The following is a 20,010-nucleotide window of genomic DNA, read 5'->3' on the forward strand; positions in this document are numbered from 1 at the left end:
TAAATAACATTATGCTTGCATAATAAAAAAAGAGTATTTATATTTACATTTCGAAAAAGTGAAGATTACATTAAAACAATATAATTATGTCAGAAATAAGCGAAAAAGCAATTAAGGGAGCAGAGTTCATTATTCGTGACTCTAAACCTGAAGAAATTTTCATTCCAGAAGAATGGTCAGAAGAGCAACAAATGATTGCTAAAATGTGCGATGATTTTATCGTACAAGAAGTTATGCCTAATATAGAAGGCATTGATAAAATGGAGGAAGGATTGATGGTTTCTCTTCTAAATAAAGCAGGAGAATTGGGGCTATTAGGTCTATCAGTTCCTGAAGAATTAGGCGGAATGGGAGTTGACTTTAAAACTTCTCTTTTAGCAACTGAGAGATTGGGAGCAGGATACTCTTTTTCAGTAGCATTTGGTGCGCATACAGGAATTGGTTCTCTACCTTTATTATATTATGGAACAGAAGCACAAAAACAAAAATATTCTCCAAAATTAGCTTCTGGAGAATGGAAGGCTTCTTATTGTTTAACTGAGCCATCTGCTGGTTCTGACGCAAACTCTGGTAAAACAAAAGCTGTTTTATCCGAAGATGGAAAACATTATATCATCAATGGTCAGAAGATGTGGATTACCAATGCAGGGTTTGCCAATTTATTTACTGTTTTTGCTAAGATTGATAATGATGAAAAATTATCAGCGTTTTTGGTAGAGGCAGATAGTGAAGGGATTACATTAAATCCCGAAGAAAAGAAAATGGGAATTAAAGGTTCTTCTACTCGCCAAGTGTTCTTTAACAATGTTAAAGTTCCGGTAGAGAACATGCTTTCTGAAAGAGGAAATGGATTTAAGATAGCTTTAAACATTTTAAATATTGGTAGAATTAAATTAGCTGCCGGTGTTTTAGGAGGAGCTAAAGCTGCTATTTCTGAATCTATTAAATACGCTAACGAGAGAGAGCAATTTGGAAGACCTATTTCAAAATATGGAGCTATCCGTTACAAAATTGCTGAGCAAGTAATTCGTGCGTATGTTGTAGAATCTGCAACTTACAGAGCGGGACAAAATATTGATGATGCTATCAATGCTTACCATGCTGGAGGAATGGATTTAGGTGAGGCTACCTTAAAAGGAATTGAGCAATTTGCACCTGAATGTGCTATTTTAAAAGTAGCTGGTTCAGAGACATTGGATTATGTGGTAGATGAAGCAGTTCAGATCCATGGTGGTATTGGATATTCAGCTGAGTCATTAGTGGAAAGAGCTTACCGTGATTCTCGTATCAATCGAATTTTTGAAGGAACCAATGAGATTAACAGAATGTTAATTATTGACCTAGTTCTAAAAAGAGCGATGAAAGGAGAATTGGATTTAATGGGACCAGCTATGGCTGTTGCAGGTGAGTTGATGAGTATCCCTGATATGGGTGATGCTGGAGAAGGTGTCTTTGCCGAAGAATACAAAGCACTGAAAGGATTCAAAAAGACTGTATTAATGGTAGCTGGTTCAGCTGTTCAGAAATTGATGCAAACTTTATCCAAAGAACAAGAAGTTTTAATGAATATTGCTGATTTATCTATTCAAACATATTTAGCAGAATCTGTTCTATTGCGAGTTGATAAATTAATTGGAATGCGTGGTGAAGAAGCATGTAAGGATGAAATTGCTATTGCAAAAACATTTATCTATGATGCGGCTGATCGTATGCACAAAGCAGCTAAAGACGCTATTAATTCATTTGCAGATGGAGATGAAGCTCGTATGATGCAAATGGGATTAAAACGATTTACAAAAACTGAAAACTTCAACGTCAAAGAAGCACGTCAGCAAATTGCACAGCGTGTTATCAATGCGGGAGTATATAATTTTTAAACGGTGTTTTAGTGTAGACAAAACATAAAGTTTGGTTGACTTTATGTAGCTTGTTTAGTTTATAGTTGAAAAGGGTTCACGCAAGTGAGCCCTTTTTGATTGTTAGTTATTATTCCCTGATATACAAACGTGATATACAAGTTAATTTCCTAAATTAGTGATATTAAAACACTATGTAATGACTAAAAAGATTAGAATTTTATGCCTTGATGGTGGAGGAATCAGAGGCATCATACCTGCTACCGTTATGGAATATGTGGAGCATGAATTAAAAAAACGAACAAATAATCAACAAGCACGTATTGCTGATTATTTTGATATGATTGTTGGAACGAGTACCGGAGGTATTCTCGCTTGCTACTATTTATTTCCCAATCCAAAGAAAGATGATCTCAACGAACCAACATCTTTGTATGAAGCTTCTGAAGCTTTGGATTTATATGCCAAATTAGGACCTAAGATTTTTACAGAATCCAAACGATTTGGGTGGTTTGGCTTGCGACAGTTATTCAATGCTACCATGTTTAGTTCTTCTAATATAGAAACTATATTTAAGGAGGAATTTGGAGATGTATATATGGACGATCTTGTAAAAAAATGTGTTATAACGACATATAATATGGACAAACAACGCTCCTTCTTTTTCGATAGTAGGGACGAAAAAAAAGGAAGGAAGTTTTTAATTAGAGATGTTGCCAGATCTACTTCAGCTGCTCCCACTTATTTCCCTTCTGCAATTATTAAAAATTACGGAGATGATACGAAAATGGTAAATATTGATGGGGGAGTATTTGCCAACAATCCTGCGATGTGTGCCTATGCAGAAGCACGGAATACAAACTTCCAAGATATTGGAAAAGAAAACTTTCCCTCAGCAAAAGATATGCTTATCTTATCTATAGGAACGGGAGCACAAAACCTCAATTTAAATAATTACCAACAATCTAATAAATGGGGTATCATAAAATGGGCGAAAGCGATTCCTGATATTATGATGGATGGAAGTGCAGATACAGTTAACTATCAAGCGAAACTGCTTTTTGAGACCTTGGAAGGAGAAGATAAAAAGAACTATAAAAGAGTGGATGTGCCAAGCGCTAACCGCAATGAAAATATGTACAGTACAGATATGTCTGATGCTTCTCAAGAAAATATAGAAAACCTCAAAAGAGCAGGGAAGCTTGCTTTAGAACAAGCCCAAGTCGAGAAGAAAAATGAATTTACGCTGGATGAATTTATTGATCAATTAATAAATCATGGATGAGGTGCGACGGAGGATTTTCTGATATTTTCTAATTAATTTCTTGGATTTTCCATTTCTTATCTTATCTTATCTTAGTTATACATTAACTATTAAAACTTCTATTATGAAACACTTAGCGACCCCTTTAAGAAATGTTATACGAGTTGTTATTGCACTGATTTGTGCGACTTCGGTATAGTTCATTGTATTCAATTCTTAGTACAATGAAAACAATTAGAACAATTCTTAGTATTATTTTGTTACTGTCTTTATTTTCCTGCACTAAATTTGGGAAGAACGTAACAGTTAAGGGCAGAGTATTAAATCCCATAACTGGGGAGGGAATTTCTGGCGTACAAATAATATTGAAAAGAAGCACTCTGGGTGGCGCTCCTGGATTTCAATCGGGAGGTAGTAAGATAATTAAAGAAACGACCACTGATGAGAATGGTTATTATGAATTAAATAAACTCACATTAAGTGGCTCTGTACTCATGAGCGCGCACATTGGAGACAGACATCCTATAGGTTGGTGGAAGGGTGGTTCCTATTCTTCTTTTCAAAATTTACCCATAGATTTAGGAAAAACTACCCATGCTGATTTCCATGCCGTGCCTTATGGGAAGTTAAGATATACAATAAAGAATGTTTCGTGTTTCGATCAATATGATTCATTATTATTATATACTAATTATCAATTATCAAATGTTTCTGAATATCAAAATTCAAGGACTTATCTTGGATGTTTTGAATATGTTGGTACAGTTTATACTAAATTTCCAATGGGCTGGTATTATTTTAGTGGAAATGTAATCAAGAATAATATAACGACAAGTTTTAAAGACAGTATTTTCATTACAAATGGAGGGAAACACGAATGGTTATTTTACTATTAATTGGAAATGAGTTTAAATAAATTAATGGTTAATTGATGATGAAAACAATTAGAACAATTCTTGGTATTATTTTGTTACTGTCTTTATTTTCCTGCACTAAATTTGGGAAGAACGTAACAGTTAAGGGTATCGAGGACTGATAATACATTAGAACGGGTAAGGCGGTCGCGAAGCCGACCGAAGTAGCCCTCACAATTGTCACTCCGAGAGCCTTAGTTGATCGAGGTCTATTTGTAAATTTCCACTATTTTCTCCCAGCCATACAAATTAAACACCCACAATACCCATCCCTTTCGTGCCTAAAATAGAAATAAAACTACGGAGTTATTTTCCCTCACTATAAAATACTTAAATTTTCACTTCATTTCATTATCTTTGTGCATCTGAAAATTGAAACATGGAGATTCCGGCTAAATACGAAGCAAATAAAGTAGAAGATAAGTGGTATAAACACTGGATGGATAAGAATCATTTCCACAGTGAACCCGATGGAAGAGAAGCATATACTGTGGTTTTACCTCCTCCCAATGTGACAGGGATTTTACACATGGGACACATGTTGAATAGCACTATTCAGGATGTATTGGTGCGTCGCGCACGTATGTTGGGTAAAAACGCTTGCTGGGTGCCGGGAACGGATCATGCTTCGATTGCAACTGAAGCTAAAGTAGTCAATAAACTACGTGCTGAGGGTATCAAAAAATCAGATTTAACTCGTGAAGAATTCCTACGTCATGCGATGGAATGGAAAGATAAGCATGGGGGAATTATTCTAGAACAATTGAAAAAAATTGGTGCTTCATGTGATTGGGACAGAACAGCATTCACCATGGATAAAGAATACGGGGAATCCGTAATCGATGTTTTTATTGACTTATACAATAAAGGGAAAATTTATCGAGGTGTGCGAATGGTCAATTGGGACCCTGCTGCACAGACCGCTTTATCGGATGAGGAGGTTATTCATAAAGAGGTAAATTCTAAATTTTACAGCGTTCGCTATCAGGTAGAAGGAACTGATGATTGGATGGTAATTGCAACCACTCGTCCCGAAACCATACTAGGAGATAGTGCAGTATGTGTAAATCCTAACGATGCACGCTATGCGAATTTAGTAGGGAAAAATGTAATTGTTCCTATTGCAAATCGTGTCGTTCCAATTATTGCAGATGATTATGTAGATATGGAGTTTGGAACGGGTTGTTTGAAAGTTACGCCTGCTCACGACATCAATGACTATGAAATTGGAAAACGCCATAAGCTAGAAACGATAGATGTATTTAATGCTAATGGAACTTTAAACCACTTTGGACTGCATTACGAAGGAAAAGATCGTTTCGAAGTACGAAAAGAAATTGTTAAGGAATTAGAAGAAAAAGGCTTCCTTGTAAAAGTGGAAGACCATATCAATAAAGTCGGTTTTTCTGAGAGAACAGATGCGGTAATTGAACCTCGTCTTTCTATGCAATGGTTTGTGGATATGAAAGAATTATCTAAACCTGCTTTAGAAAATGTGATGAATGGAAACATCAATTTCTATCCTGACAATATGAAAAATACATATCGTCACTGGATGGAAAACATCAAAGATTGGTGTATTTCTCGTCAGTTGTGGTGGGGACATCAAATTCCGGCTTGGTATTGTGATAAAAATTGCGATCAACCAATTATTTCTAAAACAAAGCCAGAGAAATGCCCGCATTGTGGTTCGACCAACTTAAAACAAGATGAAGATGTGCTAGATACGTGGTTCTCTAGCTGGTTATGGCCAATTTCTGTTTTTAATGGATTGACACAACCTAATAATAAAGACATTCAATATTACTATCCTAGTAATGATTTGGTGACAGCTCCTGAGATTATGTTTTTCTGGGTGGCTCGTATGATTATTGCAGGATATGAGTGGTTGGGAGATAAGCCTTTCTCCAATGTATATTATACAGGAATTGTACGTGATAAATTGGGTCGAAAAATGTCCAAATCGCTTGGAAATTCTCCAGACCCTATCCAATTAATGGAAGATTATGGAGCAGATGGTGTTCGTTTGGGAATGTTGCTTTCATCTCCTGCTGGAAATGACCTTCCGTTTGATACAGACCAATGTATTCAAGGAAGAAACTTTACCAATAAGATTTGGAATGCCTTCCGTTTGGTAAGTGGTTGGGAAGTAAAAGAAATAGAACAACCAGAATACGCTAAACTAGCTGTAAATTGGTTTGAAAATAAATTTAATGAAACATTAGCGCATATCAACGACCAATTTGATAAGTTCAGAATCTCTGATGCTTTGATGGCTTCTTATAAATTGATTTGGGACGATTTCTGCTCTTGGTATTTGGAAATGATTAAACCCGAATACCAGCAGCCTATTGATGCAAAAACTAAAGAACAAACGCTCGAGTTTTTTGAGAAGTTAATGAAAATTATTCATCCGTTTACACCGTTTATTTCGGAGGAAGTTTGGCATTTATTGAGAGCAAGAAAAGAAGGAGAAGATATTATTGTAGCTGCTTGGCCAAAGTTAGAAGCTATTGATTCTAAAATAATTGCAGATTTTGAAATTGCTTTTGAGATTATTTCAAATATCCGAAACATTCGTAAACAAAATAATATTGCTAATAAAATAGCGATTGATTTCTTTATAGAGAACAATAAGCGTCACCCGAAATATTTGGATGCCGTTGTGGAGAAAATGGGCAATATTGGTTCACTTTCTTATACTTCTGTAAAACCTGAAAATGTATTTTCTTTCATAACTAATACTACTTCATTCTATATTCCTTTTGGAGAGAATGTAGATGTGGAGGCTGAACTCCAGAAGTTAAAAGAAGAATTGGATTACACCATTGGTTTTATGAAGTCCACACAGAAGAAACTTGGAAATGAGCGTTTTGTGAATGGTGCTCCTGAACAAGTTGTTGCGATGGAAAAAAAGAAATTAGCAGATGCACAAGAAAAGATTAAGTTATTAGAAGAAAAAATAGCTGAAATCAGTAAATAATTAAATCATGACACTACAAGAGTTTCAGGCAGATATTAAGGGAGGAATTCCAGCGACAATTCCTGCAAAGAAATCGTATGATATTGAGATTAATCATGCTCCCAAGAGAAAAAAGATTCTCTCTAAAGAGGAAGAAAAATTAGCGTTGAGAAATGCTTTGCGTTACTTCCCCAAAGAGCAGCATGCTCAATTATTGCCTGAATTTAGAGAGGAATTAGAGAAATATGGAAGAATCTACATGTATCGTTACCGTCCCGACTACGAGATGTATGCGAGAAATATTGAGGATTATCCAGGGAATTCTCTACAAGCGAAAGCTATCATGGTCATGATTCAAAATAATTTAGATAAAGCGGTAGCTCAACACCCTCATGAACTTATTACATACGGTGGAAACGGTGCGGTTTTTCAAAACTGGGCTCAATACCGTTTGGCTATGCAATACTTGTCCGAAATGACCGACGATCAAACCTTGGTTATGTATTCGGGTCACCCGATGGGTTTATTCCCATCGCACAAAGATGCACCAAGAGTTGTGGTTACCAATGGAATGATGATACCGAATTATTCAAAACCGGATGATTGGGAAAAATTCAATGCCTTAGGTGTTACGCAGTATGGACAAATGACAGCAGGTTCTTATATGTACATCGGACCACAAGGAATTGTTCATGGAACAACTATTACCGTGTTAAATGCTGGAAGAATGATAGCCAAAAACAACGAAGGATTGGCTGGTAAATTATTCGTAACAGCGGGACTTGGTGGAATGAGTGGGGCACAGCCAAAGGCTGGAAATATAGCAGGATGTATTACGGTTTGTGCTGAAGTTAATCCTCTAGCAGCCAGAAAACGCCACGCACAAGGTTGGGTGGATGAATTGATAGCTGATTTAGATGAATTAGTTGCTCGTGTTCGTAAGGCACAAACGGATAAAGAAATTGTTTCTATTGCTTTTGAAGGAAATGTAGTAGATGTATGGGAGAAATTTGCACAAGAAAATGTGCGAGTAGATTTGGGCTCTGACCAAACTTCTTCCCACAATCCATTTGCTGGAGGATATTATCCTGTTGGATTGTCTTTAGAGGAATCTAATCAAATGATGGCAGAGAATCCAGCGCTTTTTAAAGAAAAAGTGTATGCATCTTATCGTCGCCATATAGCTGCGGTAAATGTTCACGCTTCTCGTGGAATGTATTTCTTTGATTACGGAAACGCTTTCTTGTTAGAAGCTTCTCGTGCAGGAGCAGATGTAATGGCTGCCAATGGAATTGATTTTAAATACCCGTCTTATGTACAAGACATTATGGGACCTATGTGTTTTGATTATGGCTTTGGTCCTTTCCGTTGGGTGTGTACTTCTGGAAAACCTGAAGATTTAGCCAAAACGGATGAGTTAGCTTGTCAGGTACTAGAGAAGTTGAAACAAGAGAGTCCTGCTGAGATTCAACAGCAAATGGCAGACAATATTCATTGGATAAAAGGAGCGCAAGAAAATCATTTAGTGGTTGGATCACAAGCACGTATCTTATATGCAGATGCTTTAGGACGTATTAAAATCGCAGAAGCATTCAATCAAGCAATTGCTAGAGGTGAATTAGGTCCGGTTGTATTAGGACGTGACCACCATGACGTTTCAGGAACAGATTCTCCTTTCCGTGAAACTTCCAATATTTATGATGGCTCTAGTTTTACCGCAGATATGGCAATTCATAATGTAATTGGTGACTCATTTCGTGGTGCTACGTGGGTCTCTATCCATAACGGAGGCGGTGTTGGTTGGGGAGAGGTAATCAATGGTGGTTTCGGAATGTTATTGGATGGCTCTGCTGACTCTGATAGACGTTTAAAAATGATGCTACATTGGGATGTTAACAACGGTATCGCACGTAGAAATTGGGCGAGAAATGAAGGTGCAATTTTCGCTATCAAACGAGCTATGGAAATGGAACCTAAATTAAAGGTTACTATTCCTAATTTGGTGGATGATGATTTGTTAGGGTAGGATATTATTTCTTAAAAAACTCTATCAATATTTTTGCCTTAGCTTGTCCTACAACATCAGCTAATTCGTTAAAAGATGCTGCTTTAATTTTAGAAAGTGTTTTAAATTGATGCATCAGAATTTCTTGAGTTTTCTCTCCAATTCCTTCAATGCCAATTAATTCAGATGTGAGACTTGCTTTACTTCTTCTGTTTCTATGATGTTCGATTCCAAAACGATGCGCTTCGTTACGCATATTCTGGATGACCTTCAAACTTTCACTTTTCTTATCTAAATAAAGAGGAATGCTATCACCTGGGAAGAAAATCTCTTCCAAACGTTCAGCAATTCCCACGATTGGAAGTTTTCCCCTTAAATTTAATTTCTCCAAAGCCTCTAAAGCGGCACTTAACTGTCCTTTTCCACCATCAATAACTACTAATTGAGGTAATTCTTTTTCCTCATCCAGCAGACGACGATATCTTCGATAAACTACTTCGCGCATGGTTTCAAAATCATCAGGACCTTGAACAGTTTTTGGGATAAAATGTCGATAATCTTTTTTACTTGGGCGTGCATTTCTAAAAACAACACAAGCTGAAACAGGATTAGTTCCCATGATATTGGAGTTATCAAAACATTCCATGTAAACAGGTAACTCTTTTAGACGAAAATCTTCTTGAATCTTCTTTAAAATGCGTTCTACCTTTACCTCTGGATTTTTAAGTACCTCTTGTTTTTGTCTTTGTAACATGAAATACTTTGCATTTCGTTTAGACAAATCAAGTAAATGTTTTTTATCTCCACGCTGAGGAGTAAAGAAGGACAAACCTTCTATTTCTTCCATTTTAGTTGAGTCTTCAACAAGAATCTCCTTGGATTGACTGTTGAATTTATCGCGCATGTTAATGAGGGTAAAAGCCAGAATCTCTTCATCCGTTTCATCCAGTTTATTTTTAACCTCTACGGTAAATCCATGAATGATAGTACCGTGACTAATCACTAAATAATTGACATAGGCGCTCTTGTCATTTTTCTCTAAAGTAATCACATCAACCTTATTAATAGTTGAAGCAACTACTGTAGATTTCTTGCGATATTTTTCTAAAGCGTTAATTTTGGTTTTGTATTCTTCAGCCTCTTCAAAAGCTAAATTATCAGCCGATTCTTGCATTTTTTCTTTGAGAATACGAATTACAAAAGGGATATTTCCATTCAAAATCTGTTCGATTTGTTCAATGTATTCGTTATAGGTATCTTCTCCCTCCAAACCAATGCAAGGTGCCTTACAATTTCCAATTTGATATTCTAGACAGGCCTTATATTTTCCTAAATCAATGTTTTTTTTGCTCAAATCATAATTGCATGTACGCAATGGAAATATCTCTTTAAACAAGTCTAATAAGGTATTGACAACAAAAACAGACGGATAGGGACCATAATATTTAGAGCCATCTTTTATAATATTCCGTGTAGAGAATACCCGTGGAAATCGCTCATTTTTAATACAGATCCATGGATAAGTTTTATCGTCTTTGAGTTGAATGTTGTATTTAGGTTGGTGCTCTTTGATGAGGTTGTTTTCTAATAAAAGTGCATCGGTTTCTGTTTCTACAACGATAAAACGAATGTTATAGATATTCCGAACTAAAATGCGTGTCTTTGCATTATCATGTGTCTTAGTAAAGTATGAACTAACTCTTTTCCTAAGATTCTTGGCTTTTCCTATATAAATAATTACACCCTCAGTATTGAAATACTGATAAATCCCTGGGCTTTCAGGAAGTGACTTTATAATTTGTTGCAAATGTTCGATTCGCTCAGACATAGTACAAAAATAAGGTATAACCCGTTGTATATTCACAAAAAATAAATAATTTCTATTATAAATGAATAGTACTGAATTTGTAAAGATGTCAGAAATATGATTTTAAAAAAATAGACCCCGAGAAACCAAGGTTCTCGGGGTGACAATTGTGAGGGGAGACTATCGGTCGGCAAAGCCGACCGCCCTTCCCACTCTATGTTTTGTCACCCCGACGGACGAAGGAGTGTCGGGGTCTAAGATTATAATCTGTATTTTGTTCTAAATGCACAACAGGTTAAGGTATAATTGAGAGGAATGTTTATATATATAAAAAAAGAAGGGTAAAGTCTTATTTTACCCTTCTCTGAATAGTTGAAATATTCTATCTCTTTATATATACATATCCTTTATATTCTTTGCCACTATTTTTCTGACCTTCAGGACCTCCTAATTTAACCACATAGAAGTATGTTCCTTCTGGCAACTCATTTCCAGTGACATTTAATTTGCTTTGAGAAGTACCATCCCAATCATTTAGATAATTTTCATTGTGATATACCTCTAATCCCCAACGTGTATATATCCATACTTCAGTATTTGGGTAGGACTCTAAATTTCCAATATGGAAGTAGTCATTTGATCCATCGTTATTTGGAGAGAACGTCTCAACAATGGTTATATCGCATGGCTCAAGTGTTACATGAATAATTTGCGCTAAAGCAGTACATCCTTCATCTGTTTGAGCATATATATAGTAATCACCGCTACCATCTGAATTAGCAGAAGTGTTATGAGAAGTACCTTGATTAACAACATGGTTATCAAATTCCCAGTAATAAGTATAATTATTCTGTGGGTTGCTTACATTTAATGTTAAACTTTCATTAGAACATCCATTCGCATTTGTTTCTGTTATATTTCCAACATTAGGAAGAGGATTTATTACAATTGTAACCTGATCAATATCAGAGGAACAGCCTTCAGGGGTTGTAACAGTTACTTCATAAGTACCCGCATTATCCGTAGAAGCATTTGTGATAATTGGATTTTGGAAAGCACTTGTGAATCCATTCGGTCCGGTCCAACTATAGCTAACAGGGTCTGTAACATCTGTAGTAGCTGTTAAGAAAATCTGGTCTCCTTCACAAACACTTTGAGAAAGAGCATTAGCATCTACCGATGGTTGATCAGACATTGTAATAGTTATAGTACTAGCAGCTGAAATACATCCATCTGCTGAAGTAACACTAACAGTATATGTTCCTTCCGCATTTGAATCTGCATTTGGAATTGTTGGGTTCTGATCAGAGCTTGTGAATCCATTTGGTCCTGTCCAATTATAGTTGTCCGGAGTTACTCCATTAGTGATAGAAACAGTAAGTTCGATATCCCCACCGATACAAACATGATTTGAAGCTGCATTAGCATCTAGTATAGGAAGTGGATGATTTGCATTGATTGTTATGCTTTCAGTGGAAGAACAACCTGCATCATCTGTTACTGTTACGGTATAAGTACCTTCTCCTAGGTTAGTTGCAAGAGCATCACTACCACCACTTGGAGACCAGTTATACGTGTAATTACCAGAACCACCTGTAGCTAAAGCTTCAGCAGATCCATCTGTATCACCTTCACAATTGACATCCTGACTATTTATAATGCTCAGTGTAGGTGCGTTCGGATTTACTACAATGATAGTTTCTGTAATAGAACAACCATTGTCATCGCTTACTGTTACGTGATAAGTTCCAATAGCTAGATTGGTAGCTGTTGCTGTCGTTTGATTACTCGAATCATCCCATGAATACGAATAACTTCCTGTGCCACCAGATACTGAAACGGTAGCTTCTCCATTATTTGATCCACAATCAGCATCTTGAGAACTTGTTGTAGCAGTTAATGCATCAGGTTCAGTAATTACAACTGTAGCAGTATTCTCACAGGTATTTCCATCAGTTACTGTTACAGTATAAGTTCCTGGAGCTAATCCTGATGCAGTAGCAGCATTTCCACCCGATGGACTCCAAGAGTAGGTCATTGTTCCATTCCCTGTAGCTGTTACAGAAGCTGAACCGTTGTTATCCCCATTACAAGTTACATCACTAGCTGTGGTAGATAGCGTTGGTTTTGGATTTACTGTAACGGTTACTTGACTTTGCGCGGAAGTACACCCACCATCTCCTTGAACAGTTACCATATAAGTACCAGAATTACCAGCACTAGCAGGAGAAATAGTTGGATTCTGGTCAGAACTTGAATAAGTTCCAGGTCCAGTCCAGCTAATCACAGGAGAGCTACCTCCATCTGTAATTGAAAGGGAGAGTTCAATATCTTCACCTTCACATACTGTTGTAGAAGCTGCGCTAGCAGAGATTGTTGGAGTCTGATTATTAGCAACGATAGTAATAGTTTCTGAACCTGCACATCCTCCGCCATCTGTTACATATACTGTATATGTTCCAGCAGCTAAATTACTAGCAGAAGCGCTTGTGGACACATTTGGATCCCATGTATATGTATAACTTCCTGTACCTCCTGTAACATTAACAGTAGCACTACCTGTATTTTGTGCAGAGCAGTCCACATTTTGCTGACTAGCAATAGTAACAATTGGTCCACTTGAATTAGTAACAATCGCGTTTGCAGTGATAGAACATCCTTTACTATCAGTTACAGTTACAGTATATGTTCCAGCAGCGAGATTTGAAGCTGTCTGTGTGGTTTGATTTGTTATATCATTCCAAGAATATGTGTAACCACCATTACCCCCTGTTGGAGTAGCAGTAGCTGATCCTGTACTAGCGGCACAACCTGATTGTGTAGTACTAGTTGAAACCGATAATGCGGTTGGCTCAGCAATTACAACTGTAGCGGTATTTTGACATGAATTTCCATCAGTTACTGTTACCGTATAAGTTCCCGGTGCTAATCCTGATGCAGTAGCAGCATTTCCACCCGATGGACTCCAAGAGTAGGTCATTGTTCCATTCCCTGTAGCTGTTACAGAAGCTGAACCATTGTTATCTCCGTTACAAGTTACATCACTAGCTGTGGTAGATAGCGTTGGTTTTGGATTTACTGTAACGGTTACTTGACTCTGTGCTGAAGTACACCCACCATCTCCTTCAACGGTTACCGTATAAGTACCAGCATTGCTAGCACTAGCAGGAGAAATAGTTGGATTTTGGTCAGAACTTGAATAAGTTCCAGGTCCAGTCCAGCTAATCACAGGAGAACTACCTCCATCCGTGATTGAAAGGGAGAGTTCAATATCTTCACCTTCACATACTGTTGTAGAAGCTGCGCTAGCAGAGATTGTTGGAGTAGGATTAGTAGCTCCAATTACGATTGTTTCAAAATTTGTACAGTTGGCATCATCAGTTACAGTAACAGTATATGTTCCGTTTGTAAGGTTGCTTGCAGTATTCGTTGAAGAAACGTTAGGACTCCATGAGTATGTCATTGTTCCAGTACCTCCAGTTACATTAATGGTTGCGCTACCATCAGTTCCTCCGTCACATGTAGCATCTTGTTGAGAAGCTACAGAAATTGTAGGAGCATTTGGAGTTGTAATATTTACATTTACAGTTTCTGAACAGCCTTTACTATCTGTTACAGTTACAGAATGAGTACCAGGAGCCAGACCAGTTTCTGTAGCAGAAGTACCACCTGAAGGGTTCCAAGTATATGTGTAGCCACCATTTCCACCTGAAGGTGTAGCAGTAGCTGTACCGGTACTAGCAGAACAATCGGATTGTGTAGTACTAGTTGTTACAGTTAATGCATCAGGTTCGGTAATTACAACTGTAGCGGTATTCTCACAATTATTTCCATCAGTTACAGTTACCGTATAAGTACCAGAAGATAATCCTGTCGCAGTAGCTGCATTTCCACCCGATGGACTCCAAGAGTAGGTCATTGTTCCATTTCCTGTAGCTGTTACAGAAGCTGAACCATTGTTATCTCCGTTACAAGTTACATCACTAGCAGTGGTAGATAGCGTTGGTTTTGGATTTACTGTAACGGTTACTTGACTCTGTGCAGAAGTACAACCACCATCTCCTTCAACGGTTACCGTATAAGTACCAGAATTACTAGCGCTAGCAGGGGAAATAGTTGGATTCTGGTCAGAACTTGAATAAGCTCCAGGTCCATTCCAGCTAATCACAGGAGAACTACCTCCATCTGTAATTGAAAGGGAGAGTTCAATATCTTCACCTTCACATACTGTTGTAGAAGCTGCGCTAGCAGAGATTGTTGGCGTCTGGTTATTTGTAGCGATAGTTATGGTTTGTGTACCAGTACATCCAGCACCATCCGTAACAGTTACATTATAAACTCCAGCAGCTAAGTTGGTTGCAGATGCACTAGAAGATACATTTGGAGACCAAGTGTAAGTATAGCTTCCAGTTCCACCAGTTGCATTTACAGTAGCACTACCTGTGTTTTGTCCAGAGCAGTTCACATCTTGTTGGTTAGCAATAGAAACTGTTGGGCTACTTGGATTTGTAATAGTAACATTTGCTGTATTTGAGCATCCTTTATTATCTGTTACAGTTACAGTATAAGGTCCAGCAGCTAAACCAGTTGCAGTAGCTCCTGTACCACCAGAAGGACTCCAAGAGTATGTGTAACCACCATTTCCACCAGAAGGTGTAGCGGTTGCTGTACCAGTGCTAGCAGAACAATTACTTGTAGTAGTACTTGTAGCTATTGTTATTGGATCAGGTTCGCTGATAGAGATAGTTTGAGTAAAGGTACATGGAGAACCTCCACCTGCTCCAGCGGTTGTTATTGTCAAATTATTAATAGCCACGGATGGATCTGTTCCTACGCCATCATCATTGTTATCCCAACGAATTGCAATTTGAAGGTTACTGATGTTTTCACACGAAGTAGGTAATGCATGTGAATAAGCAGTCCATTCTCCTTGATTGCTAGGGCATAAATTAGATTGAATACGACTACCTAATTGTGTCCAGCCATTTCCATCATTGTACCAAACGGTCGCTTGATCTGCTCCTGAAGATTGTCCTCTAGCAATAAAATCAAAATTAAGTGTTAATCCAGTTTGTCCAATCGTACTAATTGTTGGAGATTCAGCTTGGCGATGAGTTTCTACACACATCAAAAATCCACATAATCCTCCTGCATTATACGCGGCACCTCCATTTGGGTTAAATGTACTGGTTACATGCAAAGTTGGATCTCCATTGTTTGCTACACCACATCCACCTGGAGGAAGTCCTCCTTCTGCATCGCTAATCTTAAAGAAGTTAGCGTCAGATCCTTCTGAACCCATTACGTGATTTAAGTTCCACCCTGGTGCACCTGAATTAAAGTCTTCGGAGTAGATTACAATTGGACTTCCGCCACCGCCACCACTTGCGTCAGTTATGGTAACAGTATAGTCTCCATCACATAGGTCGCTAATTCCATTTGAATTTCCACCAACTGGATTACCAGAGCCATCTACCCATGAGTAAGAATAAGGTGGTACTCCTCCAGCTACTACAATTTCAATAGATCCATCACAATCTCCATTACAAGTAGGGTCACCCTTAATGATTTTTGTAATAGATAAACCTGTTATCGAACCAACGGTTGCAGAGGCATTATTTGTACACCCATTCGCGTCAGTTACAGTCACATTGTATCCGCCTGCACTGACTCCAGAAAGATCTTCATTGGTAGAACCATCAGACCAAGAATACGTGTAAGGGGAAGTTCCACCGGTTACAGAGATATCAACAGAACCATTGTTGTTTCCGCATGCTTCATCTACTATCGTTCCCACTGTAATAGAAGGAGAATCTTCTTTCACAATGGTAAATGTTCCTGTCTGAATACACCCATTATCGTCTTTTACGCTGTAAGTATGATTTCCTGCACTTAATCCAGTAGCTACATTAGAAGAAGTATATCCGCTTCCAAAATCATATTGGTGAGGAGCCTGCCCTCCGTTTGGTGTAACAGTAGCGGTACCTGTGTTAGAATCACATCGTGTTTTGGTTGTACTAACTGTTGAAGTATAAGTTGCACAACAACCATCAGCACCTATTATTTCTAGATAAAAATTAGATTGTGCATCAGAACCTTCTCCGTCAACAATTAAAATATATTGTTGACCAACAGTGAGACCTGTTAACGTATAACCATGATTTATGGAGACACCATTTCCCGGTGCATAGGATTGTTTGTAGTATTGTGTATAGTTGGAAGAGCCTGTAAACATTGTTCCTGGGCAACCACCATTAGCTAAAGTAAAATTTCCACAATCTCCTTGTAAGACCACTGTTTGGATTCTATCGGTCATACCGGATAATGATAGATTAACAGTTGAGTTTGATGCTGTGAAATAAAACCATGCTGCGTGGTTGTCATCATTATTCCACTTACATCCACCTATTGAAAAAGGCAATCCTTGATTTTGAGGATATCCATTATTTGTTGCGGTATAAATTGTGCCAGTTTGGATGCATTTTCTATCAGCACAAGATTGATTAGGCTTTGATGTAATAATATCTTCAAATTGGAAAGCACTACCAAATTCGAGTGTGGAACTGATATATTTCCTAGCGTAGCTTGTACTAAGACCTGGAAATGATATAGTAAGAGTCCATGTACCGTTATGTGTTCCAGTAAAATTACTATACGAGCCAGTTGTTGGCACCCTCCAATATCCATAGTTAAATGGATAACAATCAGAAATAGTATTACCAGTTGCAGATGCATATTGCCAAGGAGTGTTTAGAGCAGCATGATCCCTTAAAGTTATATTTAACTGTTTCCTATCAGCATCTGTTGTAGTACTTCCGTTATTAAAACTTGTAGGATTTATGAGTGTTACAACAGTTCCTCCAGGATTGGTTAGTGTAATCACGGCACTTGCTAAGTCTCCCGAATATATACTAGCGTCACCAAACTTAAGTGTTACTTGTCTCAATTGGCTTCCTGAAGCAATTCCTGATGTTGTAAATGTTGTTGTATATACTGTAGCATTTGTAAAATTATGTGCTGCAGTATTAGTAAAAGTTTGTGCAAAACTGATGCTTATTCCCAAACATAGGGATAAGGTAAATGAAATTAGTTTATAGATTTTCATGTTTGTAATGTTTAAGCGCCCCTAATTTATGAGATTTTTTTTAAATTTTATAACCAACCCAGTTTAAATTTTTAAAAGCATGCTATTATTGTGTATTCTAATAAATTTCTTCACTTTTGTTGTATGAAAATTCACAGTTGGTTAAAAGCTGCTCGTTTAAGAACCTTACCTTTATCCCTTTCAGGGATAGTTTTAGGGAGTTTTATCGCTTATCAACAAGGATTTTGGAGCAATTGGATATTTTTACTATCACTACTTACTACTCTTTTTCTTCAGGTATTATCCAACTTTGCAAACGATTTAGGAGATAGCTATAAAGGAGCTGATAATGCAGAAAGATTGGGACCTGTTAGAGCTATACAATCAGGTGAGATTTCACAAAAAGAAATGCTTGGTGGAGTGATTTTAATGTCTATTTTATCATTAGTAGTTGCTGTTCCACTTATTCTAATCGGAGTAAAAGGTATGCAAAGTTCAGTTTTATGGATATATGTGATATTAGCCATCTTGTGCATAATAGCAGCAATCACTTATACTCTAGGAAAGAAAGCCTATGGATATTATGGTTTAGGAGATGTAATGGTATTTGCATTTTTTGGATTAGTAAGTGTTTTAGGAGTTTATAGTCTATATGCAAAACAATTTGATTGGTCATTGATAGGTTACGCATGCACTATTGGGCTTCTTAGCGTGGCCGTTTTGAATCTGAATAATATGCGTGATCATGAAAATGATAAAAAGGTAGGTAAAAATACATTAGTAGTAAAAATAGGGTTTAAAAAAGCTAAGATCTATCATGCATTATTGATTATAATTGCCTTTTTAGGTTTTCTGTGGAGCACTTCTATAAATGAATGGTGGTTACATTTGTTAGCTCTTCTTCCTTTTGTTGTTTTAATCATTCATTTGGTTAAGGTTCTGAATACGAAAGAGCCAAAAGAATTGGATCATGAAATGAAAAAGGTGGCACTTTCTACTTTTGCTATTGCTGTACTTTTTGTAATTTTAACCTTGATATGAGTATCCAAGCTAAATTTGAAAAGAAAGTATTTGAGTTCAAGCGACCTGCAGGCACTAGTAGAGGAATTCTAAATGATAAAAAGGCTTGGTTTATATCTGTTTGGGATGATTCAAATCCGACTATAGTTGGAGTAGGGGAGTGTAGTGTCATTCCTAATCTATCTTCGGATTATATTGACGACTTCTTTTATGAAATGAAAATAAAAGAGGTAGTAGATAATGTTCAATTTTTTATCAATAATCCGATAGAGCTGGAAACATTTCCTTCTATTTATTTTGGTCTTGAAATGGCTTTGTTAGATTTGGAAAATGGAGGTAAATCTTTATTTTTTGATACAGATTTTTCAAAAGGAAAAATGGGAATTCCTATCAATGGCTTAATCTGGATGGGAGCACCAGACTTCATGTTTGAACAAATTCAGCAGAAGTTAGAGGAAGGGTATTCTTGTATTAAAATGAAGATAGGTGCTATTGATTTTAATGAAGAGATAAAATTATTAGAAGGTATACGCAGTCAATTTTCTCCTGATAAAATTACTTTGCGTGTGGATGCTAATGGAGCTTTTTCTCCTGAAAACGCACCTGAAAAACTGAAGAGATTGGCAGAATTGTCTATCCATTCCATTGAACAACCCATTAAATCAGGACAAGTTAGAGAGATGGCCAAACTCTGTGAAATGAACATTCTTCCTATAGCCTTGGACGAGGAATTAATTGGAATATATGATCCCTTGGTCAAAGGAAGATTACTTGATGATATTAAGCCTCAATATATTATTTTGAAACCTAGTTTGATAGGAGGGTTTAAAGGAACGCAAGAGTGGATAGAACTCGCTGAAAAAAGAAACATTCCATGGTGGATTACAAGTGCATTAGAATCAAATGTAGGTTTACATGCAATTGCTCAATTCACAAGTACTTTCCAAATAGAAAGAGAACAAGGTTTGGGTACCGGAATGTTATATGTAAATAATGTTCCATCTCCCATGTTCATAGAAAAAGGCTATCTGAAAATCCAAAAGGATGCTTTCTAATTAGCACCTATTTTCCTCATCCTAAATGACGACAACTAAACAG

9 protein-coding genes are annotated in these 20,010 nt (G+C 37.1%); 7 read left to right on the forward strand and 2 right to left on the reverse strand.

Annotation, left to right across the window (positions count from 1 at the left end; genetic code table 11):
* Positions 1-86 precede the first annotated feature (86 nt).
* From M9897_13220 to M9897_13240, 5 genes are all read left to right on the forward strand, one after another.
* Positions 87-1,877 carry an acyl-CoA dehydrogenase family protein gene (locus M9897_13220; protein MCO5269847.1) on the forward strand — a complete coding sequence of 597 codons (1,791 nt, stop codon included), beginning with the start codon at positions 87-89 and terminating at the stop codon, positions 1,875-1,877.
* Positions 1,878-2,055: 178 nt separating this feature from the next.
* Positions 2,056-3,141 carry a patatin-like phospholipase family protein gene (locus M9897_13225; protein MCO5269848.1) on the forward strand — a complete coding sequence of 362 codons (1,086 nt, stop codon included), beginning with the start codon at positions 2,056-2,058 and terminating at the stop codon, positions 3,139-3,141.
* 203 nt (positions 3,142-3,344) lie between these two features.
* The gene (locus tag M9897_13230; GenBank protein MCO5269849.1) at positions 3,345-4,016 is read left to right on the forward strand and encodes a carboxypeptidase-like regulatory domain-containing protein; all 672 of its coding nucleotides are present in this window, start codon (positions 3,345-3,347) and stop codon (positions 4,014-4,016) included.
* Positions 4,017-4,413: 397 nt separating this feature from the next.
* Positions 4,414-7,017, forward strand: coding sequence for a valine--tRNA ligase (locus M9897_13235; protein ID MCO5269850.1), 2,604 nt, complete (start codon positions 4,414-4,416; stop codon positions 7,015-7,017).
* Positions 7,018-7,024: 7 nt separating this feature from the next.
* Positions 7,025-9,022 carry a urocanate hydratase gene (locus tag M9897_13240; GenBank protein ID MCO5269851.1) on the forward strand — a complete coding sequence of 666 codons (1,998 nt, stop codon included), beginning with the start codon at positions 7,025-7,027 and terminating at the stop codon, positions 9,020-9,022.
* Positions 9,023-9,026: 4 nt separating this feature from the next.
* Here the strand turns inward: M9897_13240 and uvrC are convergent, their stop codons facing one another.
* Positions 9,027-10,829: an excinuclease ABC subunit UvrC gene (gene uvrC / locus M9897_13245; protein ID MCO5269852.1), complete on the reverse strand. Its 1,803-nt coding sequence runs from the start codon at positions 10,827-10,829 to the stop codon at positions 9,027-9,029.
* A gap of 361 nt (positions 10,830-11,190) precedes the next feature.
* The gene (locus tag M9897_13250) at positions 11,191-17,913 is read right to left on the reverse strand and encodes a gliding motility-associated C-terminal domain-containing protein (GenBank protein ID MCO5269853.1); all 6,723 of its coding nucleotides are present in this window, start codon (positions 17,911-17,913) and stop codon (positions 11,191-11,193) included.
* Between the two features lie 123 nt (positions 17,914-18,036).
* Here M9897_13250 and menA point away from each other — a divergent pair, with 123 nt between their 5' ends.
* Both menA and M9897_13260 read left to right on the forward strand, forming a co-directional pair.
* Positions 18,037-18,933, forward strand: a complete 897-nt coding sequence (gene menA / locus M9897_13255) for a 1,4-dihydroxy-2-naphthoate octaprenyltransferase (GenBank protein MCO5269854.1) — start codon at positions 18,037-18,039, stop codon at positions 18,931-18,933.
* Positions 18,930-19,967 (forward strand): o-succinylbenzoate synthase, encoded by a 1,038-nt coding sequence (locus M9897_13260; GenBank protein MCO5269855.1) that lies wholly within the window; start codon positions 18,930-18,932, stop codon positions 19,965-19,967. The genes menA and M9897_13260 overlap by 4 nt, the downstream gene beginning before the upstream one ends.
* Positions 19,968-20,010 lie beyond the last annotated feature (43 nt).

It is taken from the genome of Brumimicrobium sp. (assembly GCA_023957385.1).
Lineage (GTDB): Bacteria > Bacteroidota > Bacteroidia > Flavobacteriales_D > Crocinitomicaceae > Brumimicrobium.